Source organism: Nocardia aobensis NBRC 100429 (assembly GCF_000308375.1).
Classification (GTDB): Bacteria; Actinomycetota; Actinomycetes; order Mycobacteriales; family Mycobacteriaceae; genus Nocardia; species Nocardia aobensis.
In genome coordinates this window covers 17,366-37,830 of sequence record NZ_BAFQ01000142.1, presented here as the reverse complement: position 1 = coordinate 37,830, position 20,465 = coordinate 17,366, and the positions used below count along the sequence as shown (strand labels likewise).

Annotated in this window: 20 protein-coding genes; 14 read left to right on the top strand and 6 right to left on the bottom strand. The window is 67.7% G+C overall.

Going from position 1 to position 20,465, the window contains the following annotated elements:
- The first annotated feature begins 65 nt into the window (after positions 1 to 65).
- From RJ03_RS18240 to RJ03_RS18225, 4 genes are read left to right on the top strand one after another with little or no spacing between them, the layout of a single operon-like run.
- Positions 66 to 848: a (Fe-S)-binding protein gene (locus RJ03_RS18240; RefSeq protein ID WP_036504031.1), complete on the top strand. Its 783-nt coding sequence runs from the start codon at positions 66 to 68 to the stop codon at positions 846 to 848.
- The gene (locus tag RJ03_RS18235; RefSeq protein WP_036504029.1) at positions 845 to 2,281 is read left to right on the top strand and encodes a LutB/LldF family L-lactate oxidation iron-sulfur protein; all 1,437 of its coding nucleotides are present in this window, start codon (positions 845 to 847) and stop codon (positions 2,279 to 2,281) included. The genes RJ03_RS18240 and RJ03_RS18235 overlap by 4 nt, the downstream gene beginning before the upstream one ends.
- Positions 2,278 to 2,922 (top strand): LutC/YkgG family protein, encoded by a 645-nt coding sequence (locus RJ03_RS18230; protein WP_036504027.1) that lies wholly within the window; start codon positions 2,278 to 2,280, stop codon positions 2,920 to 2,922. The genes RJ03_RS18235 and RJ03_RS18230 overlap by 4 nt, the downstream gene beginning before the upstream one ends.
- A 43-nt stretch (positions 2,923 to 2,965) precedes the next feature.
- Complete coding sequence (locus tag RJ03_RS18225) at positions 2,966 to 3,640, top strand: nucleoside/nucleotide kinase family protein (protein WP_232329298.1); 675 nt, start codon at positions 2,966 to 2,968, stop codon at positions 3,638 to 3,640.
- A gap of 79 nt (positions 3,641 to 3,719) precedes the next feature.
- Here RJ03_RS18225 and RJ03_RS18220 read toward each other — a convergent pair whose 3' ends face one another.
- A complete protein-coding gene (locus RJ03_RS18220) occupies positions 3,720 to 4,616 on the bottom strand; it encodes a PfkB family carbohydrate kinase (RefSeq protein ID WP_051024829.1) in 897 nt (298 codons plus the stop codon).
- 218 nt (positions 4,617 to 4,834) lie between these two features.
- On the opposite strand from RJ03_RS18220, the gene RJ03_RS18215 reads away from it, so the two are divergent.
- Both RJ03_RS18215 and RJ03_RS18210 read left to right on the top strand, forming a co-directional pair.
- Positions 4,835 to 5,254 (top strand): pyridoxamine 5'-phosphate oxidase family protein, encoded by a 420-nt coding sequence (locus RJ03_RS18215; RefSeq protein ID WP_174372319.1) that lies wholly within the window; start codon positions 4,835 to 4,837, stop codon positions 5,252 to 5,254.
- A 103-nt stretch (positions 5,255 to 5,357) separates the two neighbouring features.
- Positions 5,358 to 6,398, top strand: a complete 1,041-nt coding sequence (locus RJ03_RS18210; protein WP_036504022.1) for an NAD(P)-dependent alcohol dehydrogenase — start codon at positions 5,358 to 5,360, stop codon at positions 6,396 to 6,398.
- A gap of 31 nt (positions 6,399 to 6,429) precedes the next feature.
- Here RJ03_RS18210 and RJ03_RS18205 read toward each other — a convergent pair whose 3' ends face one another.
- The gene (locus RJ03_RS18205) at positions 6,430 to 7,569 is read right to left on the bottom strand and encodes a phage tail tip lysozyme (protein ID WP_036504021.1); all 1,140 of its coding nucleotides are present in this window, start codon (positions 7,567 to 7,569) and stop codon (positions 6,430 to 6,432) included.
- A gap of 208 nt (positions 7,570 to 7,777) precedes the next feature.
- The gene (locus RJ03_RS18200) at positions 7,778 to 8,782 is read right to left on the bottom strand and encodes a DUF4189 domain-containing protein (protein WP_036504018.1); all 1,005 of its coding nucleotides are present in this window, start codon (positions 8,780 to 8,782) and stop codon (positions 7,778 to 7,780) included.
- 222 nt (positions 8,783 to 9,004) lie between these two features.
- Between RJ03_RS18200 and RJ03_RS18195 the strand changes: the two genes are divergently transcribed.
- Positions 9,005 to 10,357, top strand: a complete 1,353-nt coding sequence (locus RJ03_RS18195; RefSeq protein ID WP_051024844.1) for a cytochrome P450 — start codon at positions 9,005 to 9,007, stop codon at positions 10,355 to 10,357.
- Positions 10,358 to 10,451: 94 nt separating this feature from the next.
- On the opposite strand, the gene RJ03_RS18190 is transcribed toward RJ03_RS18195, so the two are convergent.
- Positions 10,452 to 11,201, bottom strand: a complete 750-nt coding sequence (locus RJ03_RS18190) for an SDR family oxidoreductase (RefSeq protein WP_036504016.1) — start codon at positions 11,199 to 11,201, stop codon at positions 10,452 to 10,454.
- Between the two features lie 46 nt (positions 11,202 to 11,247).
- Entirely contained in the window at positions 11,248 to 12,720 is a 1,473-nt protein-coding gene (locus RJ03_RS18185) for an aldehyde dehydrogenase (protein WP_036504014.1), read from the bottom strand.
- A 111-nt stretch (positions 12,721 to 12,831) separates the two neighbouring features.
- Between RJ03_RS18185 and RJ03_RS18180 the strand changes: the two genes are divergently transcribed.
- The 6 genes from RJ03_RS18180 to RJ03_RS18155 all read left to right on the top strand — a co-directional run bounded on the left by RJ03_RS18180 (position 12,832) and on the right by RJ03_RS18155 (position 18,689).
- The gene (locus tag RJ03_RS18180; protein ID WP_036504013.1) at positions 12,832 to 13,710 is read left to right on the top strand and encodes an SDR family NAD(P)-dependent oxidoreductase; all 879 of its coding nucleotides are present in this window, start codon (positions 12,832 to 12,834) and stop codon (positions 13,708 to 13,710) included.
- A gap of 178 nt (positions 13,711 to 13,888) precedes the next feature.
- Positions 13,889 to 15,094 carry a cytochrome P450 gene (locus RJ03_RS18175; RefSeq protein WP_036504126.1) on the top strand — a complete coding sequence of 402 codons (1,206 nt, stop codon included), beginning with the start codon at positions 13,889 to 13,891 and terminating at the stop codon, positions 15,092 to 15,094.
- 1 nt (position 15,095) lies between these two features.
- Positions 15,096 to 15,899: an SDR family oxidoreductase gene (locus RJ03_RS18170; protein WP_036504011.1), complete on the top strand. Its 804-nt coding sequence runs from the start codon at positions 15,096 to 15,098 to the stop codon at positions 15,897 to 15,899.
- Positions 15,899 to 16,096: a ferredoxin gene (locus RJ03_RS18165; RefSeq protein WP_036504008.1), complete on the top strand. Its 198-nt coding sequence runs from the start codon at positions 15,899 to 15,901 to the stop codon at positions 16,094 to 16,096. The genes RJ03_RS18170 and RJ03_RS18165 overlap by 1 nt, the downstream gene beginning before the upstream one ends.
- Positions 16,096 to 17,181, top strand: coding sequence for an NAD(P)H-dependent amine dehydrogenase family protein (locus RJ03_RS18160; RefSeq protein ID WP_036504005.1), 1,086 nt, complete (start codon positions 16,096 to 16,098; stop codon positions 17,179 to 17,181). The genes RJ03_RS18165 and RJ03_RS18160 overlap by 1 nt, the downstream gene beginning before the upstream one ends.
- A 281-nt stretch (positions 17,182 to 17,462) precedes the next feature.
- On the top strand, positions 17,463 to 18,689 hold the full coding sequence (locus RJ03_RS18155) for a cytochrome P450 (RefSeq protein WP_036504004.1): 1,227 nt from the start codon (positions 17,463 to 17,465) through the stop codon (positions 18,687 to 18,689).
- A gap of 115 nt (positions 18,690 to 18,804) precedes the next feature.
- Here RJ03_RS18155 and ppnP read toward each other — a convergent pair whose 3' ends face one another.
- On the bottom strand, positions 18,805 to 19,116 hold the full coding sequence (gene ppnP, locus RJ03_RS18150) for a pyrimidine/purine nucleoside phosphorylase (RefSeq protein WP_036504002.1): 312 nt from the start codon (positions 19,114 to 19,116) through the stop codon (positions 18,805 to 18,807).
- 556 nt (positions 19,117 to 19,672) lie between these two features.
- Here ppnP and RJ03_RS38015 point away from each other — a divergent pair.
- Positions 19,673 to 20,452 carry a glycoside hydrolase family 19 protein gene (locus RJ03_RS38015; RefSeq protein ID WP_176569397.1) on the top strand — a complete coding sequence of 260 codons (780 nt, stop codon included), beginning with the start codon at positions 19,673 to 19,675 and terminating at the stop codon, positions 20,450 to 20,452.
- The last annotated feature ends 13 nt before the right edge of the window (positions 20,453 to 20,465 follow it).

Below are 20,465 nucleotides of genomic sequence, written 5' to 3'. Positions count from 1 at the left end.
ATCCGTATCGAGGTGCCGCTCCACAACAGTGCCCGGCCCGCGGCATCGGTGACGAGAGGGGCCGCATGTCGGCGCGTACGGCATTGTTCATCACCTGCGTCAACGACGTCATGTATCCGGGAACCGGCCGGGCGGCGGTGGCGTTGCTGCGCCGGCTCGGCGTCGAGGTCGACTTCCCGATGGCCCAGAGTTGTTGCGGCCAAATGCATGCCAACACCGGTTATCGGGCCGACACCGCGAAGATGGCCCGGCATTTCGTCTCGGTGTTCGGTGACTACGACCGCATCGTGGTGCCGTCGGCCTCGTGCGGCGCGGCGCCCGGCGAGTTCTACCGGGTGGTGGCCGAGCAGGTCGGCGACGCCGCGCTGGCCCGCGATGCCGAGGCGCTGCTCCCCAGAATCCGGGAGTTGACCGAATTCCTCACCGACGACCTGGGTGTCGTCGATGTGGGCGCCTATTTCCCGCATCGGGTGACCTACCATCCGACCTGCCATTCGCTGCGCGTGCAGCGCATCGGCGACCGCCCGTATCGCTTGTTGCGCGCGGTGGCCGGACTGGATCTGGTCGATCTGCCCGCGGCCGACGAATGCTGTGGATTCGGCGGCACCTTCTCGGTGAAGAATGCCGCCGCCTCCGGCGCGATGAACGCCGACAAAGCCGCGCACGTACGCGAGACGGGCGCGAGTGTGGTAACCGCCGTGGACAATTCGTGCCTGATGAACATCGGCGGGCGCCTCGCCGCCGACGCGACCCCGGTGCGCGATCTGCATCTGGTGGAAATCCTGGCGCGCACGAAGGCCGACGGGCCGATGCCCGGGCTGCCGGTGGTCGCGGGAGCCCGCTCGTGAGTACGAGTTTCGTGGGGTGGCCGCCGTTCCCGCAGGCCGCGCGGACCGCGACCGCGGACGACCAACTGCGCGCCAACGTGCACCGTGCCACCCACACCATCCGCGCCAAGCGCGACGCCCTGGTGGCCGAACGACCGGACTGGCAGGAACTGCGCACCTCCGCGGCCGCGGTCAAGGACGATGTGCTGCGCCGTCTCGACATCTATCTGGAGCGACTGGCCGATGCGGTGGAAGGTGCCGGGGGAGTGGTGCATTGGGCGACCGATGCCGCCGAGGCCAACGCCGTCGTCACCGCATTGGTCCGGGCGACCGGCGAGAAGGAGATCGTCAAGGCCAAATCCATGCTGTCGGAGGAGATCGGCCTGGACGAGGCGCTGGCGGCGGCGGGAATCGACACCCGCGAAACCGATCTCGCCGAGATCATCCTGCAACTGGGCGACGATCTGCCCTCCCATATCGTGGTGCCGTCGATGCATCTGAACCGCAGCCAGATTCGCGACATCTTCCGCCGCGAGATGGGCAAGCACGGCCGTCCCGCGCCGGATGATCTGACCGATGATCCGCAGGCACTCGCCGATGCGTCCCGGCTGCATCTGCGGGAGAAGTTCCTGCGCGCGAAGGTCGGCATCACCGGCGCGAATTTCCTTGTCGCCGAGAGCGGAACGGTGGTGATGGTGGAGTCGGAGGGCAATGGGCGGATGTGCCTGACCCTGCCGGAGACGCTGATCACGGTGGCCGGCATCGAGAAGGTGATTCCGAGCTGGCGCGATCTGGAGATCTATCTGGAGTTGCTGGCCCGCAGCGCGACCGGGGAGCGGATGTCGCCGTATGTGTCGACCTGGACCGGCGTCACCGCCCAGGACGGTCCGTCGGCCTTTCACCTGGTTCTGGTGGACAACGGCCGAACCCGCGCGCTGCGCGACGAACTCGGGCGGGAAGCGTTGCGCTGCATCCGCTGTGGCGCGTGTATGAATATCTGCCCGGTCTACGAACGCACCGGGGGACAGGCCTACGGTTCGGTGTATCCGGGGCCGATCGGCGCCATCCTCAACCCGTTGCTGAAGGGCGCCGACGATCCGCAGACCGCCTCGCTGCCGTACGCGTCGGCGCTGTGCGGGGCCTGCGACGACGTCTGCCCGGTCCGCATCGATATCACTGGGAATCTGCTGGCCCTGCGCCACCAGGTCGCCGAGGGTGAGGCGGCGGTGAAGCATCGGGTCGAGCGGGCGGCCTTCGACGCGATGGCGGGATTCATGAGCCATCCGGCGCTGTGGGGCGCGGCCGTGCGCTCGGCGGCGCGCATCGGCGTGGCGGTCCCGAAGCGGCATCTGCCCGGCCCGCTGGGCGGGTGGACCGACAGCCGGCGGGTACCCGACATCCCCGCCGAATCGTTTCGCCGCTGGTGGGCACGCACCGACGGGGGCCGCACGTGAGTGCGCGTGAGACGATTCTGCGACGCGTCCGCGAGGCCATCGGCGAACCGGCGGACGCGGTCACCGTGCCGCGCGACTATCTGCGGACCGCGCCGGGAGTGGACCCCGACGATCGCGCCGCGATTCTGGAGCTGTTCGAACAACGACTGGAACGCTATGGCGCACAGGTGCATCGGACCACCCTGGCGGGGGTCGCCGCGGCCGTGGACCGGGAACTGCGAAACGCGTCGGCGCGGGTGGTGCTGACGCCGCCCGGACTGCCGGACATCTGGACGGCCCTGTGGGCGGACCGCTCCGAGCACCGCGTCGTGACCGACGATCCGCCGCTGACGACGCTCGAACTGGACGAGGTCGACGCGGTGGTGACCACCTGCGCCGCCGCGATCGCGCAATCGGGCACGATCGTCCTCGACGGCGACGCCGGACAGGGCCGCCGCGCGCCCACCCTCGTCCCGGACTGTCACGTGTGCGTGGTCCACGCCGATCAGGTGAAAACCGCACTGCCGGAGGTCGTTCCGCGTCTCGACCCGCGCCGGCCGACCACCTGGATCAGCGGTCCGTCGGCCACCGTGGATATCGAGATGACCCGTGTGCAGGGTGTGCACGGGCCCAGGCGGTTGATCGTGATCCTGGTCGAGTGAGAGCGGGGAAGCGAGATCGGCCGCGCGGTGAAGGAGGTGCCCGGTGAGGGCCGAGATGACGGGGACGGGTGAGCTGGCGGCGCGGATCGTGCGGGCCGCGGAGGACGCGGGCGGGCGCCGGTACCTGGTCGGGGTCACCGGACCGCCGGGAGCCGGAAAGTCCACGCTGGCACAGGGTTTGGCCGATGGGGTGCGCGGCCTCGGAGTACCCGCCGAGGTGGCGGGGATGGACGGATTTCATCGGAGCTCGGCAGAGCTGCGCGACTCCGGCGCGCTCGGCCGCAAAGGGCAGCCCGACACCTTCGATGTGGCGTCGTTCGTCGCGCGGCTTCGGAGGCTGCGCGACAGCGCGATCGGCGTGCCGGTGCCGTGGCCGGTCTACGACCGGGCCCGCCACGACCCGATCCCCGATGCGGTGACCTTCGCCGGCGAACGGGTCGCGATCGTGGAAGGAAACTACCTTCTGCTGGATCGGCCGGGATGGCAGCAGGTGCGGGAGTATCTCGACGAGGTCTGGTACCTCGATGCCGAGGAATCGGTCATCGAGCGGCGCCTGCTGCGCCGGCATCGGCGCGGCGGTAAATCACCGGATCGCGCACTGGCCATGGTCGCCGGCAGCGACCTGCCGAATGCCCGTCTCATCGCGCGGACCGCGGACCGAGCCGATCTCGTGCTGCGCGCGGTCCCCGGCGGCTACCGTATCCGTCCGGTTCGGTGAGCCTGTCCGGCGTGCGTCTGACCGGCTGATTCGTTCGTGCGACTCGATGAGCGTGTCCAGCGCACCGCAGCCGGTCACCTCAGTCGGCCAACTCGCCGAGCCGGTCGCCCCATGCGCGAGTGCCGAAGAACCGGCACGACAGGGTGGCGACCGCGGCGGCTCGGGTGAGCGCGTCGACGAAGTCGTGGCCGCGCGAGTGGTACGCGCAGAACGCGCCGTGCAGGACGTCCCCGGCGCCGAGCGTATCCGCGCCGTCGACGTCAGCCACCGCGATCTCGCCCCGGACACCGTTGGCGGAGTAGATGATCGGTTGCTGCCCGCGCGTGACGGCGACCGCCTGGACCCCGGTCCGGTGCAGGTGGTCGAACACGTCCTGGGAGCCCGGTGGCGCGAACGAGGCCGAGCAGATGGCGATGTCGACCAGCGGCAGCAACTGCGCATGTTCCGCCTTCCAGCGCCCCCCGTCGAGCACCACGGGAATTCCCGCGTCGCGCGCCACCCGCGCGATCCCGAGGGCCAGTTCGATGTGATGCCCGTCGAGGAGCACGACCGGTGCCTCCCGGACGAGGGTCGCGAACTCGTCGTCGAACGACGCCTCGATACCCGAACCATCCAGCGAGACAACGGTTCTCGTCCCGGCACCGGCCGCGACGACGATGGACGAGATCGGCGGCGGGTCGGTACGCCGCGCCGTGGTGTCGACGAGTTCGACGCCGTGGGAGCGCAGATCGTCGCGGATCAGCGCGGTGAGCGGATGCTGCCCGACGGCGGTGAGCAGCCGGGCGCCGCCGGTCAGTATCGCGCAGGTCACCGCGGCATTGGCGGCCGGTCCACCGGCGCCCAGAAACTGTTCGCGCGCAAGGGTTTTGGTGTCCTCGGCGGGATAGGCGTCGACGGCGTAGGAGAGGTCGACGGTGGTGAGGCCGACGAACAGCGGGGCCCCTCCCGCCAGCCGATCGACGTCGGTGGTTCGCATCGCCGGACATGATCCCTTCGGCCTGTGGTGTCTCGTATCGAGACGAAACAGCGTGATTGTCTCACGAGCGCCGCCGCCTGCTGCGTCATCCGGACGCCGCGCCGACCGCGACGGTCCGTCCCACGCCGTCCACCGCCTTGCGCATCCGGGATTCGGAATAGGACACCCGTCGCCCCGGGTTGTCGCGAACGAAGACCCGACTCGCGAAAGGACCATCGATGCCGACCATGACGCGTACCGAACGGGAGAAGTTCCTCGCCGAACTGCACGTGGGGGTGATCGCCGTGGAGCGGCCCGATCGGGCGCCGCTGGCGGTGCCGATCTGGTACGGCTACGAGCCGGGCGGCGACGTAGTGGTGTGGACCGACGCCGGGACGGTGAAGGAGAAGCTCATCCGGGCGGCTGGGCGGTTCTCGATCACCGCGCAGGTGGAACAGCCGCCGTACCGGTACGTCACGGCGGAGGGCTCGGTCACCTCGATCGATGCGGCGTCGCCCGAGGTCGCCCGCGCGATCGCGGTGCGCTATCTGGGACCGGAGGAAGGCGCGGAATTCGCCGAGCAGAACCTCGGTCCGGATTCGGTGGTGATTCGCATGCGCCCCGAGCGGTGGTTGAGCACCGACTACTCCAAGCAGTAGCGCGCCGAACGCAGGGAGCAGTGGGGGTCCGCACTAGCCTGGGAGTTGCCAGGCCGGTGTGAACGATCGCGACCCCAGCTGCTCGACCGAGAGGAAAAGCGCTATGAAGGCTCTGCAGTACGTCACCGTCGGTGCCGAACCGGAAGTCCGCGAGATTCCCACTCCCGAGCCCGGGCCGGGTGAGGTGCTGCTGAAGGTCACCGCGGCCGGGGTCTGCCATTCCGACGATTTCGTGATGTCGCTGCCCGCGGAAGCCTTCACCTATCCGCTGCCGCTGACGCTCGGACACGAGGGCGCCGGGACGGTGGCCGCGCTGGGCGACGGTGTGCGCGGCCTGGATCTGGGCACCAGCGTGGTGGTGTACGGACCGTGGGGCTGCGGCACCTGCTGGTTCTGCGCGCAGGGTCTGGAGAACTACTGTTCCCGCGCGGCCGAACTGGGCATCTACCCGCCCGGCCTGGGGGCGCCGGGAGCCATCGCCGACTACCTGATCGTCGATTCGTCCCGCCATCTCGTTCCGATCGGGGATCTGGATCCGGTGGCGACCGTTCCGCTCACCGATGCCGGTCTCACCCCGTATCACGCGATCAAGCGGTCGCTGTCGAAGTTGCGTCCCGGGTCCTGGGCCGTCGTCATCGGCAGCGGCGGACTGGGCCATGTGGCAATCCAATTGCTGCGCCACCTGTCCCCGGCACGCGTCGTCGCGCTGGACGTCAGCGACGAGAAACTGGAATTCGCGAAATCGGTCGGCGCCCACGAGGCGGTGCTGTCGAATGCCCAGGCCGCCGACAACGTCCGCAAGATCACCGGCGCGGCGGGAGCGAGCCTGGTGCTCGATTTCGTCGGATATCAGCCGACCATCGATATCGCGATGGCCGTCGCCGGCGTGGATTCCGATGTGACCATCGTCGGTATCGGCGACGGAAAGTCCGCGGCGCGCATCGGTTTCGGCGTCAGCCCGTACGAGGCGACGGCCACCGCCCCGTATTGGGGTGCGCGCAGTGAACTGATCGAATTGATCGATCTGGCGCACGAGGGTGTCCTCGACATCGCCGTCGAACGGTTCACACTCGACGACGCGCCCGAGGCGTATCGCCGGCTCGCGGCGGGCACCCTGCGCGGCCGCGCCGTCATCGTGCCCTGATCAGGCTTCGGCCACACGCCGGCCGCCGGTCTCAGACGGCCAGCGCCGACTTGTTGTACTCCGCGAGCAGCCCCGCCGCGTAATCGCGCCGGTCGTTGGTCGAGAGGCCCGCGCTCTTCTCGTAGTATCTGTCGAAGGACTCGGCCACTGTCCGGGCGTCGTTGGGGTTGGCGGTCACGGCGTTGTTCGCCTGCTGATAATTGCCACCGCGCAGTTCCTGAACCATGTAATCGAGATGGGTATGCCAGTCGCCGATATTCTCACCGGGCCGTTTCGCGAAGGCCTGGAGGCCGGACAGTCGGTCGAAACGCCACTGGAACAGGCCCTTTGCTGATCCGTTGTCGCCGGTGGCGGACACGTCGAATCCCGACTCGAACTTCGCGTTGGCGACGATGCCGGCCGCCTGCGCCGGCGTGAAGTGGTAGGTGTCGATGAGGTACTTCATCATCGCCATCGCGGTGGGCTTCTCCGTGGTCGGAATGATCGCGGTGCCCATGGAACCTGACTGGCCGCTCCAGGGGGTGCTCCCGTTGTACGCCGATGGTGTGGCTCCCGCGGAGGGACCTGAACTGGGCGCCACGGCCGGTACCGGATTCCCCGTGGATGAGGGCGGGGCGTCACCCTTGATCTTCAGCGCCGCGGCCGCGGCCTTGTCCGAGACGCCGTGCACTTTGTCGTAGGTCGTACCGACGCACTCCCACACGCCTTTGAACAAGCCGTCGATGATCTCCCTGGGTAGTTCCTGGTGGGAGGTGCCGTCCTCGTCCTTCACCGTCCGCACGGATTTGAAGGAGGCGTCGATCTTCGTGTTGAGCTCTCCCACCGCGGTATCGACGGCCCCGTAGGCCTCGGTCACGGCATCGCCGATGCCCGCGGTGTGCACCACGATGCCTGCGTCCTTGCGGTGGATGCTGGACGTCGCCTCGAGCATCTGGCTCTTGCGATCGCTGTACTTGTCGATCATCGCCGACTCGTCCTCGGGGTCGGCGATTCCCTTACCGCGCAGGAGCACCCGCAGGTCGGGAGCCTTCGACGGCGTGCCCGAACCGAGCAGCCGGACCTGTTCCTGGATGACCCCTTCCGCGGCGTCGAAGAGCCCTTTCAAGCCCGCCGGCGCACAGTCCGGGAGCTCGTGCAGATCACCCAGTCGGCTGGTGCCATCGGAGCTCATCGGGGCCTCGCTCTCAACCAGGCAAAGTCGACACGCGTCGGTTACCGGACTTCCCGGAGCGGGACGGGGATCGTCGATCCTCGGCCACACATGTTTCGTGTGCGCCGCCGACACCGACCCGGTGGTGCCCGCCGACATCACTGCCGGAAGCATAAGCGTGGCGTCGGAAGGCTCTACTCCCGTTGCTGGGAAGAGAAGTGCGCCGCCCCTACTCCGTCGCGCACTTGGACCATTTGTTGAACGGTCCCGATACCCCGTAGTTGTCCTGGGCGCTGCTGACGGCCTTGGATTCGGCCTCTTCCGCGGTGGTTCCCCAGGTGGAGGCCCAGCCGTTGTTCTGGCCGACGACCACCGCGACGCACGCGTTGCGCGCCCACGCCGCCGGCTGTGCGCAACCGGGGCAACGGGTTTGGACCTGGTTGGTGGCATCGTCGGAGCTGACCGTGCTGCGCGCCCAGGTCACCTTGCCGGTGTCGACGTCGTAGCCCGCGGCGATCCAGACATCGGCCGGGGTGGCCGGGGGTGGCGGGGGAGCGTTGCGGGTGGTCTCGCGGGTCGTGGGTGCGGTCGAGGTCGAATACGTCGGCGAGGGGCGGGTGGTCGTCGACTGCTGGGCGGCAGCGTCGGTATCGCTGTTCTTGTTGTGGTTGTGCACCACGATCACCGCGACGACCGCGCCCAGCACGAGGACCGCCGCGACCACTGCCGCGACGATCGCCAGCACCTTTCCGCCACCCGAATTCTGCTGCGGCGCACCAGGATACGGGTAGGGCTGGGCTCCGTACTGCGGGTCCGGATACGGCTGCGCATACGGTTGCGCGCCCGGATATCCGCCTTCGGGATAGCCGCCCGGCGGATATGCCTGCCCGTACATCGGGGGCTGATTCGGATCGCCCGGATACGGCACTCCGGCGGGATATCCCTGTCCCGCATGGACGGTGGGCTCCTCGGACCCGGGCGGCGGGCCCGGTTGCCCGCCGGGATACGCCTGGGTCGGCGGCGCCTGCTGCCCGGGGTAGGCCTGGGTCGGCGGGGCGGGCTGTCCCGGATAGGCCTGGGTGGGCGGAGCCGGTTGCTGTGGCACGGGGCCGCCGTGCTGCGCGCCGGGATCCGGCACGCCACCGGGGTAGGCCCGGGTCGGCGGCGCCGGGGGCGGGCCCGGCTCACCGGACGGCGGCTGCTGCGGGGAATCCGGGCGATCGTCGGTGGCCATCGCCTACCGCGCCCGGCTCGTCGAAATGCGCTGTGTCGTGGTCGGTATCGACATCGACCGTGCCCCCGTCCCTGCTGTGAATCGTATCGGCGAGCCACTGTAGCGCATACCCATGACGTCGAGATTGCCCGAAATAGCATTCTCGAATTTAGAGAGCAATGTTGCCGTCGCCATTATTCTGAGAAGTCGGAGCCTGAGACCGGGGACGCCCGAGAGGACAGCATCGTGACCGTGCACGCCGACGACCACAGACAGCCGCGCTACGACTTCGATCGCCATGCGCCGCAGTACCGCGACAACTTCGACGCGATCACCACCGACATGCACCGGCAGTGCCCGCTGGCCTGGTCGCCGACCTACGGCGGGCACTGGGTGGCGGCCGGCAGCCGGGAGGTGTTCAGCCTCGCGCGGTCGGAAAACGTGTCGAGCGACCACGATCCGAACGGGGAGCGCCGCGGCTATCGCGGCATCACCATTCCGTTCCCCGAGACCGGGAACGCCATCCGCAACGGCATCCTCGAAATGGATCCGCCCGAACAGCGGCTGTGGCGCCAGGCGCTCAATCCGTATCTGTCGCCGGCCGCGGTGCAGCGCTGGGTGCCGTTCGTCGACGAGGTGGTCCGGGCGAGCCTCGACGATCGGATCGAGAGCGGACGGATCGATTTCGTCGACGATCTGGCCAATATCGTGCCCGCCGTCCTCACCCTGGCGATGCTGGGCATACCGCTGCGTAAATGGCAGCTGTACTGCGAACCCGCGCACGCCTCGGTCTACACCCCGCCCAATTCCCCCGATATCGAACGGGTTCGGCGACAGCACGAGGCGATGGGGCTGGACCTGCTGATCAACCTCACACAAGTGCGGGAGAATCCGCGTCCGGGAATTATCGAGGCGCTGACGCGGCTCGAGATCGACGGGACCGCGCCGCCGGATATCGAACTGCTGGGCATGCTGGGCCTGCTGATCGGTGGCGGCTTCGACACCACCACCGCGCTGACCGCCCATGCGCTGGAATGGCTCTCGGAGCATCCGGATCAGCGGGCGACCCTGAGCACCGAACGCGAGTTGCTGTTGAACTCGGCGACCGAGGAGTTTCTCCGCTACTTCACTCCCGCACCAGGCGACGGCCGTACCATCGCCGCGGATTGCGAATACGCGGGCATCCGGCTCGTGGAGGGGGAGCGGCTGTGGCTGTCGTGGGCGATGGCCAATCGCGATCCGGAATCGTTCCCGGATCCCGACACTCTCGATCTGGATCGGAAAGGTAACCGGCATTTCAGCTTCGGCCTGGGTGTGCACCGCTGTATCGGATCCAATGTGGCGCGCACGGTATTCAAGCGCATGCTGGTCGCGGTGCTCGATCGGCTGCCGGATTTCCGGTGTGATCCCGGCGGCGCGGTGCATTACGACACGATCGGCGTGATCCAGGGCATGCGCCACCTACCGGCGACGTTCACACCCGGCCGTCGGCTGGGACCGGGGCTCGACGAAACCTTGGAGACCTTGCAACGGCTCTGCGATGAGAATCGCCTGGCCGAACCGGTCACCGTCCGGCGCGACGGCGCCGGCCTCTGAGCGCGGAAGGCGCTGCGGCCGAGCCCGTTTCATCACCCGAACCGCTGCTGCACACACGCCCGCCCCGTAGCGGGACGGGCGTCGCTCGCGCTCGCTACCGGATGATCTGCCCGCCGTCGACGTTGAGGATGTGCCCGGTGACCCACGCCGCGTCGTCGGACAGCAGATACAGGCACGCACCCACCAGATCCTGCGGGGTGCCGATCCGCTTGAGCGGCAGGCGATTCACCATGTCGTTCACGATCGAGCCGGGGGTGACGGTCTGCGTCGCCTCGGTGTTGATCGGTCCCGGCGCGATGGCGTTGATCCGGATGTTGGATCCGCCGAGTTCGACCGCCAGCTGCTGGGTGAGGCTGTTGACTCCGGCCTTGGCGAGACCGTAGAAGTTCGAATACACCCATGCGGCGGTGGAGGACTGGTTCACGATGGACCCGCCGCCGCCCTTCGACATGTGCTGCCACACCGCGCGGGTCATGTTCAGCGCGCCGTCGAGGTTCACGCTCATGAACTTCTTGTAGTAGTCCCACGGCACCGTCAGCAGCAGGTCCAGCTTCATCCCGCCGTAGATGGCGGCGTTGTTGACCAGGTGGTTGATCGCGCCGAATTCGTTCTGCGTGTAGTCGGCCAGGGCGGTGACCGATTCCGGATCGGAGACGTCGACGGGATGGAAGACCGCGGTGCCGCCGCCGCTGCCGATCTCCTCGGCGACCTGTTTTCCCTTGTCCGCGTTGAGATCCGCGACGACGACGGTGGCGCCCTCGCCGGCCAGTGCCTTCGCGTATTCGGCGCCGATGCCCTGCGCCGCGCCGGTGACGATCGCGACGCGATCGGTGAAACGAGCCATGAGTTGTCTTCTCCTGTCGATGATTCGCGACGAGGTCGCGTGCTGTCTATTTCTGCGCGGTGGCGATCAGCTTGGTCTCGAGGTACTCCTCGAATCCGGCGACACCGAGTTCGCGGCCGATGCCGGACTGCTTGTAGCCGCCGAACGGGGCGTCGGCGCTGTACCAGATGCCGCCGTTGACGCCGAGCGTTCCGGTCCGAACACCGTTGACCACGTGGTCGATTCGCGCCCGGTCGGTGCCCCACACCTCGCCCGAGAGCCCGTAGGGCGATTCGTTGGCCAGCCGGATGGCGTCGTCGTCGCCGTCGTGCGGGATCACCACGAGCACGGGGCCGAAGATCTCCTCCTGGGCCACGGTCGAGGTGTTGGACACGCCGCTGATCAGGGTGGGTTCGATGAAGTACCCGCGCTCGCGATCGGGACTGCCCCCGCCGGTGACGATCGTGCCGCCCTCGGCGCGAGCGATATCGATGTAGCGCCGCACGCGGTCGCGCTGCCGCGCCGAGATGACGGGTCCGCAGACGGTACCCGGCTCGTTCGGATCACCCGGGACGATGCCGCGCATCGACTTCGCCGCCGCCGCGACCGCGGTGTCGTACTGCTCGCGCGGGACGAGCAGGCGGGTGGTGAGCGCGCAGCCCTGGCCGGCGTGGACGCAGACGGTGAAGCCCGCGTAGCTCGCCGCGGCGGCCACATCGGTGTCGTCCAGGACGATGAAGGCCGACTTGCCGCCGAGTTCGAGGAACACCTTCTTCAGGCTCTGCGCCGCGCCGGCCATGATGGTCCGGCCCGTCTGCGTCGACCCGGTGAACGAGATCATGTCCACCCGGGGATCGGTGAGCAGCTGGGCGCCCAGCTGGTGGTCGTCGGAGGTGACGATATTGATCACGCCGGCCGGAATGTCGGTCTGTTCGGCGATCACCGTGCCGACCAGCGCGGCGACCCACGGGGTGTCGGGAGCCGGTTTGAGCACCACCGTGCACCCGGCCGCCAGGGCCGGACCGAGCTTGGCGAAGTTGATCTGATGCGGGAAGTTCCACGGCGTGATGGCGCCGACCACGCCGATCGCCTCCCGGCGCAGCGTGCGCGCCGTGGGAATTCCCATCGGCTTCGCGACGCCGAGATCGCTGACCCACTCGTAACTTTCGGCCAGATCGGCGAAATAGCCCAGATCGCCGATCGGGCCCTCCAGTTGCGGGCCGCTGGTCAGCATGCGCGGGGCGCCCACCTCGGCGATGGTGATCTCGCGCAGTTCCTCGATGTTGTCGCGCAGCGCGTCGCGCAGTTGCCGCAGGCAGCGGGCCCGGAACGCGTGATCGCGCGACCATTCGGTGGTGTCGAAGGCCGCGCGGGCGGCGGCGATGGCCGCGTCCATATCGGCGGCGTCGGCATTGGCGGCCTGGCCGAGAACTTCCTCGGTCGCCGGATTGACCGTCGCGAATACCCCCGCGCCGCCGGCGACCAGTTTGCCGTCGATCAGAAGCCGGGATCCCTCGCCAGGGGGGAGCAGTTTCGTCATTCGCCTCTCCGATAGGGCTGTCTGGACACCTGTACGGAATATAGTTTGGACGGAGCTGTGAATACAAGAACGTGTTGCAGAGTGATCGAATCGTGAGAGGCGGTACCGGCGATGACCGGAGATGCGGCGGTGGCCGGCAAGGCGGCGATCGTGGTGGGCGGCGGTAGCGGTATCGGCCGGGCCGTCGCCGTCGAACTGGCGCGTCAGGGCGCGGGCGTGGTGGTCAATTCCCGGGCCGAGGCGGCGGTGGAGGCGGTGGTGGACGAGATTCGCGCGGCGGGCGGTCGCGCCGTCGCGGTCGCGGGCTCGGCCGCGGACGAAACGATCGCGGACGCGCTGGTGAGCCGGTGCGTCGAAAGTTTCGGTGCCGTCGATGTTCTCGTCAACTGTGCCGGAATCGCCGAACCGGCGCACTCCTCGATTCTCGACATCTCGACCGCGGACTGGCGCGCCCAGCTGGATTCGCACCTCACCACGGTGTTCAACACCTGTCGCGCGGTGGCGCCGCTGATGGTGGCTCGCGGCGCGGGTTCGATCGTCAACACCGGCTCGTTCGCCTATCTGGGTGACTATGGCGGCACCGGCTATCCGGCCGGAAAAGGCGCGGTCGCGAGCCTGACGCTGGCCATGGCCGCGGAGCTGAAAGAGCACGGTATCCGGGTGAACGCGATCTGTCCGGGGGCCAGGACGCGGCTGTCCACCGGACCGGAATACGAGGCGAAGATCGCCGAGTTGCGCGAGCGCGGCCTGCTCGACGAGTTCACCGCGCAGTCGTCACTGGACGCGCCGCCGCCGCATTACGCCGCTGCTCTGTATGTCTATCTCGCCTCCGGCCTCGCTACCGCGACGGGTCAGATCTTCGTTGCCGCAGGCGGTTTCGTCGGTCGCTTCGCCCGGCCGAAACTCGAGTCGATCGGTTATCGCGACCATGCCGATACTCCGCCGTGGTCGGTGGCCGAACTGCAGCCGCTCCTCGGCGACGGGGCGTGAGGAGGATGGCGGCGCTCGCCTGCCCGAGGCGGTGCGCCCACCCTGCCGAGGGCGCTCGCCCATTGTCCGGATTACGGTCCGGTGGTAGCGTCCAGACACATGTCCAGTCCTGTGTCTCGGTTGGCGGTGTGCGGATGAGGCTCGATGTGAACGCGTTATATTTCGAGAGGTGGGTGTGATGACTGTGGCATCTGCGCGACCGGTCGTATTCGATCCCTACGATTACGGATTCCACGAGGATCCGTATCCGGTCTATCGGCGACTGCGCACGGAGGCGCCGCTGTACTACAACCCGGACCTGGACTTCTGGGCGCTCTCGCGCCACGCCGACGTGACCGCCGCGTTCCGCGACGCCGCCCGCCTGTCCAGCGCCAACGGCGTCTCCCTGGATCCGGCCGCGTGGGGCCCGCACGCGCACAAGACCATGTCGTTCCTCGCCATGGACGATCCGCGTCACCTGCGCATGCGCCAGCTGGTCAACAAGGGCTTCACCCCGCGCCGGATCGCCGGCATGGGGGACCGGATCCGGGAACTGACGCTGCAACACCTCGAACCGGCGCTCGAGCAGGGCAGTTTCGACTGGATCGAGGACTTCGCGGGCAAACTGCCCATGGACGTCATCTCCGACATGATGGGCGTGCCGGAACCCGATCGCGCGGAGATCCGCCGGATGGCCGATCTGGTGGTGCACCGCGAGGAGGGCGTGCTCGACGTGCCGGAGGCGGCCATCGAGGCCTCGCTGAATCTGGTCGTCTACTACTCCGACATGGTCGCCCAGCGTCGCCGCAGCCGCACCGAGGATCTGACCTCGGCGCTGCTCGACGCTGAGATCGACGGCGACAAACTCACCGACGACGAGATCATCGGCTTCATGTTCCTGATGGTCGTGGCCGGTAACGAGACCACCACCAAACTGCTCGGCAACGCGCTGTACTGGGCCGGCCGCAATCCCGAACAGTTCGCCAAGGTGGTAGCCGACGGCGATCTGGTGCCGGACTGGGTCGAAGAGACGCTGCGCTACGACAATTCGAGCCAGATGGTGGCGCGCTCCTCGGTCGTCGACGTGCCGTTCGAACACGGGGTGATCCCCGCCGGTTCGAAGGTGGTGCTACTCATCGGCTCCGCCAACCGCGACGACGCGGTCTTCACCGACGGGGATCGCTACGACATCGAACGCACCGACAAGAGCGCGCTGGCCAGTTTCGGCGGCGGTGTGCACTTCTGCCTGGGTGCGCACCTTGCCCGCTTGGAGACCGTGGTCGCGTTGCGCGAGTTCGCCTCCCGCGTCCGGGAGTACGCGATCGACGAGTCCGCCATGGAGCGGGTGCATTCGACCAATGTCCGGGGGTTCGCGAAACTCCCTGTCACCGTGGAGGTTTCGTAATATGCCGCGTTTCGATCCGCATCCGGATGTGCGACCGGTCCTCATCGCGGGGGCGTCGTCGGGAATCGGCGCCGCGACCGCGATCATGCTGGCCGAGGCCGGATTCCCGGTGGCGCTCGGTGCGCGCCGAGTGGAAACATGCCGTGAGCTCGCCGACAAGATCACCGCCAACGGCGGCACGGCCTTCGCGGGCTCGCTCGATGTCACCGCCGACGCGTCGGTCGACGCCTTCGTCACCGCCGCGGAGGAGGCGCTCGGCCCCATCGAGGTCGCGGTATCCGGCGCCGGTGACATCGAATTCGGGTTGGCCTACGAGATGGACCCGCAGACCTTCCTGAAACAGGTCGACGTCCATCTGGTGGGTGCGCAGCGGCTGGCCCACCGCATCCTGCCCGGCATGATCTCCCGGCGCCGCGGCGATTTCGTCTTCATCGGCTCCGACTGTGCCGACCAGGTCCGCCCCCGCAACGGCGCCTACAACGCCGCCAAGACCGGACTCGAGGCGATGGCCCGGCAGCTGCGAATGGAGTTGGAGGGCACCGGCGTTCGCGCCTCGATCGTCCGGCCGGGCGCGACCCAGACCGGCATGGGAATGAACGCCGCACCCGATCAGGTCGGACCGCTGCTCGACGACTGGGTGAAGTGGGGCTTCGCCCGCCACCCCTTCTTCCTGCGGGCCTCCGACCTCGCCGCCGCGATCGCCGCGGTGGTCAACACACCGCGCGGCGCGCATCTGGTGCTGGTCGAGGTCCAGCCGGAAGCCCCGCTGCGGGAACCGGACTCACCGAAGCAGGGGCAGGGCTGATGCGTATCGAGGTGGATCTGGACCTGTGTCAGGGCCACGCGATGTGTCAGGCCGAGGCGCCGGACTACTTCGACGTGCCCAAACACGGCAAGGTCGAAATCGTGCGCGCGGAGGTGGACGAGGTCGATCGCGCCGACGTCGAGAACGCGGTGCGCTACTGCCCGACTCAGGCCCTGTCGATCGTGCGGGATCAGTGATGGGCGCGATCAAGGTGATTCAGTGGGCGACCGGCGGCGTCGGGCGGGCGGCGATCGAGGGCATTCTCGATCATCCGGAGCTCGAACTCGCCGGCGCCTGGGTGCACAGCCCCGACAAGCACGGCGTCGACCTCGGCACACTCGTGGGTCGCGACCCGATCGGCGTCACGGCCACCACCGATGCCGAGGCGCTGCTGGCCCTCGACGCCGACTGTGTCGTCTACAGCCCGGTCTTCGCCGACACCTCGGTGCTGCGCGCGATCCTGCGTTCGGGCAAGAACGTGGTGACTCCGCTGGGCTGGTTCTATCCCCGGCAGCGCGACCGCGAGAAATTCGACGCGGTCTGCGCCGAGGGCGCAGTCACATTGCACGGCACCGGAATTCATCCCGGCGGACTCACCGAACGCCTGCCGCTGGTGGTCTCGGCGCTGTCGGGTTCGGTGACCGGGGTCCGTGCCGAGGAGTTCTCCGATATCCGCACCTACGGCGCCCCGGATGTGGTGCGGCACTGGATGATGTTCGGCGCCGATCCGGAGAAGGCCAGGGAAAGTACCGTCGCGGCGATGCTGGCCGGCGGCTACAGCCAGTCGGTGTGGATGCTCGCCGACGAACTGGGCTTCGACCTGGATCCCGATATCCGCACCACTCACGACATCGCGGTCGCCACCGCGCCGATCGACTCACCGATCGGCATCATCGAGCCGGGACAGGTTGCGGCCCAGCACTTCCGGTGGGAGGGCACGGTCGACGGCGAACCGGTGATCACGGCGGCGGTCAACTGGTTCATGGGTGAGCGGGACTTCGACCCGGCGTGGAGCTTCGGGCCGAACGGGCAGCGGTTCGAGGTCGAGGTGCGCGGTGACCCCGGGTGTGTCCTGACCCTGTCCGGGCTGCACGCCCACGACCCGGCCGAAGGGGCCCGGCGCAATCCTTCGATCGTCGCCACGGCGCTGAACTGTGTAAATGCGATCCCCGATGTCGTCTCGGCCGCTCCGGGTGTGCGGACCTATCTCGATCTGCCACTGCCGGCGGGGCGGGCCGCGCCGCATTTGCATCGCGACCGGAGAACCGAGGTGAGCGGATGAACGAACACCGCCGTTGAATTCCCGGGTGCCACTTGGGTTTTCACCGACCGAACAGTGCGACACAGACGAATAGCGTTGGGCGATGCGCGGCCGGACGATCGGGAAATCCCGTCGATCGGGCTGTATTTCGCATGCTCGAAATAGTTTTGTCATAACTTCTGTTTTTCCGGAATGCGCGCGTCCGCAGCCCTTTTCCGCTGCAGTGCAACGTGTTCTAATCAAGGAAGAACACGTTTCGAAAAAATCCATGATTCGCAGTGCAGCGGACACGAGGAGGAACTGTGGCTGCTCCGTCGATACCGGCCGGATTCGATTTCACCGACCCGGAACTGTGGGCCGCGAGAAGTCCGGTCGCCGAATTCGCGGAATTGCGGCGTACCGCGCCGGTCTGGTGGAACGCCCAGAGCGAGGAGCAGGCCTACCCGTTCGAGGACGGCGGCTACTGGGTGGTGAGCCGCCACGAGGACATCAAGGAGATCTCCCGCCGCTCGGACGTCTTCTCCTCGGAGAGGAAAGGATCCATCATCCGGTTGCCCGGATTCGCGACGCCGGAGCAGTTGTCGGTCACCAGTGCGCTGCTGGTGAACATGGATCCGCCCAAGCACACCAAGATCCGCCGCATCATCTCGAAGGGCTTCACCCCGCGCGCGGTCGAGAGCCTGCGCGCGGCATTGACCGAGCGGGCCGAGCGAATCGTGCGCGCGGCCAAGGAATCCGGCGGCGGCGATTTCGTCGAACAGGTGGCATGTGAGTTGCCGCTGCAGGCCATCGCCGAACTACTGGGTGTCCCCCAGGACGATCGGCACAAGCTGTTCGACTGGTCGAATCAGATGCTCAATTACGACGACCCGGAGTACGGCGATTCCGCGGTCGCCTCGGCCGAAATTCTGGGCTACGCGTGGAATATGGCCGAGGCGCGCCGGACGGAACCGGCGGGCGATATCGTCAGCCAACTGGTCAGCGCCGATATCGACGGCGAGGCATTGGGTTCGGACGAATTCGGATTCTTCGTGATTCTGCTGGCGGTCGCCGGAAACGAGACCACCCGCAATGCGATCACGCACGGGATGAAGGCTTTCGTCGATCATCCGGAACAGTGGGAGCTGTACCGGCAGCAGCGCCCGCGCACCGCGGTCGACGAAATCGTGCGCTGGGCGACTCCGGTCACCGCGTTCCAGCGCACCGCGACCGAGGATGTGGAACTCGGCGGGCAGCTCATCAAGGCCGGCGAGCGGGTCGGATTGTTCTACAGCTCGGCCAATTTCGACGAGGCGGCCTTCGACAAGCCCTTCGACTTCGACGTGCTGCGCGACCCCAACCCGCATCTGGCCTTCGGTGGCACCGGCGCCCACTTCTGCGTCGGCGCCAACCTGGCCCGCCTGGAAATCGACCTGATGTTCAACGCCATCGCCGACGTCATGCCCGATCTGCACCAGATCGCCGACCCGCAGCGCCTGCGCTCGGGCTGGATCAACGGCATCAAACACTGGCAGGTCGAATACTCCTAGACCCGGGGAAAGGGTAGGGGACAACCGAGGGCTGCACGATCATTCGTGCGGCCCTCGGTCGTGTCATTGGCTCGCTCGACCCAACCGGCGATCCGAGCCAGGTCCGACCGGTGGTTCAGCCGTAGTGGCACACGTAGTGCAGCGTCTGCCCGACCTCGATGTCGAACGAGCTGTCGCCGGGTACGGAGAACGATTCGCCGCCGCGGTAGGTCGTCGGCTCGGTCTCGCCGGGCAGGGTCACGGCGCACTCACCCTCCACCAGCTCCATGATCTCCGGGGCGCCGGTGTTGAAGGTCAGGGTCGCGGGCTGGATCACGCCGACCGACTTCTTGGTGCCGTCGGGCAGCGTGAGGCTGTAGCTCACGCACTTGCCGTCGAAGTACACATTGGCCTTGGTGGCCAGGCTGACGTTCTCGAACTGCGACATGGTCTCTTTCCCGGAGATGAGGTGGAGCAGTAAGCCTACTGTCGCCACCTCCGCGCTCCGTTCGGGAGGTTCGGGACGCGGGTCTCGTGATCTGAACGTGATCCGCGATACAGAATCCCCAACTGTGTGCCAACACACAGTTTAGCGAGGATCTCCCGGTCGTCCGCGGGAAAGTGCGGTGCTCCTCCCCTGCATTCGAATGTGTGTTCGTTGCACCCATGATGCATGAGCGTTATCGTCTTGAGATATAACCGGCTCGCCCGAGTCGGTTATGTAATGCGAATCGCGCATTCGTGTCTCCCAATTGAAACCGTCGTCAGACACGGCCGCGCCTTCGGAGTGAAATCCGTCGGCGGACCGAACGCGGCAGGACGTACGCCTGACATATGTCGAGGCGCGGCACATCGCGGCGCCTGCGGTAGTTCGGCCGATCCATATCAAGTCATCCCCACAGCGCCTCGTGCAGAGGCGAATGCGTCGCGATCCCTTCGGGTCGCGCGCTGCCCGCCGCATGCCCGAGCCCGGCCGAACGGTCAAGAACAAGGAATCAGATCGCATGTCTTCGAAATCCGTGCGCCGCACGTCGGTGACCTCACTCGTTCGTACCGCCGGTGCTGTGGCAGCGGCCGCCGCCGCGGTCGCGGCCATCACCACCGCCGCGGGCGTCAGCGAGTCGGCCAAACCAGACGCGGTCGCGCTGCACGCGTTGTCGACCCCCGTCGTCCCGGCGGCACCGGCCGGAGCAGCTCCAGCGCCCGCTGCGGCGCCCGCTCCGGCGCCCGCTCCGGCGCCCCAGCCCATCGCCGCACCGGCGGCGTTGCCCGGTGCCGATCAGGCGCATGTCAGCGCCTGGCTCCCGCAGATCAACAATGCGATGGCGGCGGCGGGTATCGACGACACACCGCAGCGTGCTGCCGCTTTCCTCGCTCAGATCGGTCAGGAAACGGATGGTTTCGCCACCTTGACCGAATACAGCGACGGCAGCGACTACGACGGGCGCGCGGATCTCGGCAACACCCAGCCCGGTGACGGGCCCCGATACAAGGGGCGCGGTGCCCTCCAGCTCACCGGCCGGCACAATTACGAACTCGCCAGCCAGGCGCTGGGCGTCGACTTCGTCAACCACCCGGAGTTGGTCGCCGATCCGCAGTACGCGTTCGCCACGGCCGCGTGGTACTGGACCACCCACAACCTCAATGCCGTGGCGGACAACGCCCACCCCCGGGACCCGGCGAGCATCGATCCGGTTTCGCGGATCATCAACGGTGGTTCGAACGGCCGGGACGTCCGTCGCGATCACTTCATCCAGGTCTGCCAGGTACTGAAGTGCCCGTAGGCCCCCGGGTGGC

What these genes read in the sequence shown, in the direction of transcription:
- RJ03_RS18240 (WP_036504031.1), top strand. Translation starts at nt 66, where the DNA reads ATGTCGGCGCGTACGGCATTGTTCATCACCTGCGTCAACGACGTCATG.
- RJ03_RS18220 (WP_051024829.1), bottom strand. Translation starts at nt 4,616, where the DNA reads ATGCGAACCACCGACGTCGATCGGCTGGCGGGAGGGGCCCCGCTGTTC.
- RJ03_RS18215 (WP_174372319.1), top strand. Translation starts at nt 4,835, where the DNA reads ATGCCGACCATGACGCGTACCGAACGGGAGAAGTTCCTCGCCGAACTG.
- RJ03_RS18210 (WP_036504022.1), top strand. Translation starts at nt 5,358, where the DNA reads ATGAAGGCTCTGCAGTACGTCACCGTCGGTGCCGAACCGGAAGTCCGC.
- RJ03_RS18205 (WP_036504021.1), bottom strand. Translation starts at nt 7,569, where the DNA reads ATGAGCTCCGATGGCACCAGCCGACTGGGTGATCTGCACGAGCTCCCG.
- RJ03_RS18200 (WP_036504018.1), bottom strand. Translation starts at nt 8,782, where the DNA reads ATGGCCACCGACGATCGCCCGGATTCCCCGCAGCAGCCGCCGTCCGGT.
- RJ03_RS18190 (WP_036504016.1), bottom strand. Translation starts at nt 11,201, where the DNA reads ATGGCTCGTTTCACCGATCGCGTCGCGATCGTCACCGGCGCGGCGCAG.
- RJ03_RS18185 (WP_036504014.1), bottom strand. Translation starts at nt 12,720, where the DNA reads ATGACGAAACTGCTCCCCCCTGGCGAGGGATCCCGGCTTCTGATCGAC.
- RJ03_RS18180 (WP_036504013.1), top strand. Translation starts at nt 12,832, where the DNA reads ATGACCGGAGATGCGGCGGTGGCCGGCAAGGCGGCGATCGTGGTGGGC.
- RJ03_RS18175 (WP_036504126.1), top strand. Translation starts at nt 13,889, where the DNA reads ATGACTGTGGCATCTGCGCGACCGGTCGTATTCGATCCCTACGATTAC.
- RJ03_RS18170 (WP_036504011.1), top strand. Translation starts at nt 15,096, where the DNA reads ATGCCGCGTTTCGATCCGCATCCGGATGTGCGACCGGTCCTCATCGCG.
- RJ03_RS18165 (WP_036504008.1), top strand. Translation starts at nt 15,899, where the DNA reads ATGCGTATCGAGGTGGATCTGGACCTGTGTCAGGGCCACGCGATGTGT.
- RJ03_RS18160 (WP_036504005.1), top strand. Translation starts at nt 16,096, where the DNA reads ATGGGCGCGATCAAGGTGATTCAGTGGGCGACCGGCGGCGTCGGGCGG.
- ppnP (WP_036504002.1), bottom strand. Translation starts at nt 19,116, where the DNA reads ATGTCGCAGTTCGAGAACGTCAGCCTGGCCACCAAGGCCAATGTGTAC.
- RJ03_RS38015 (WP_176569397.1), top strand. Translation starts at nt 19,673, where the DNA reads ATGTCTTCGAAATCCGTGCGCCGCACGTCGGTGACCTCACTCGTTCGT.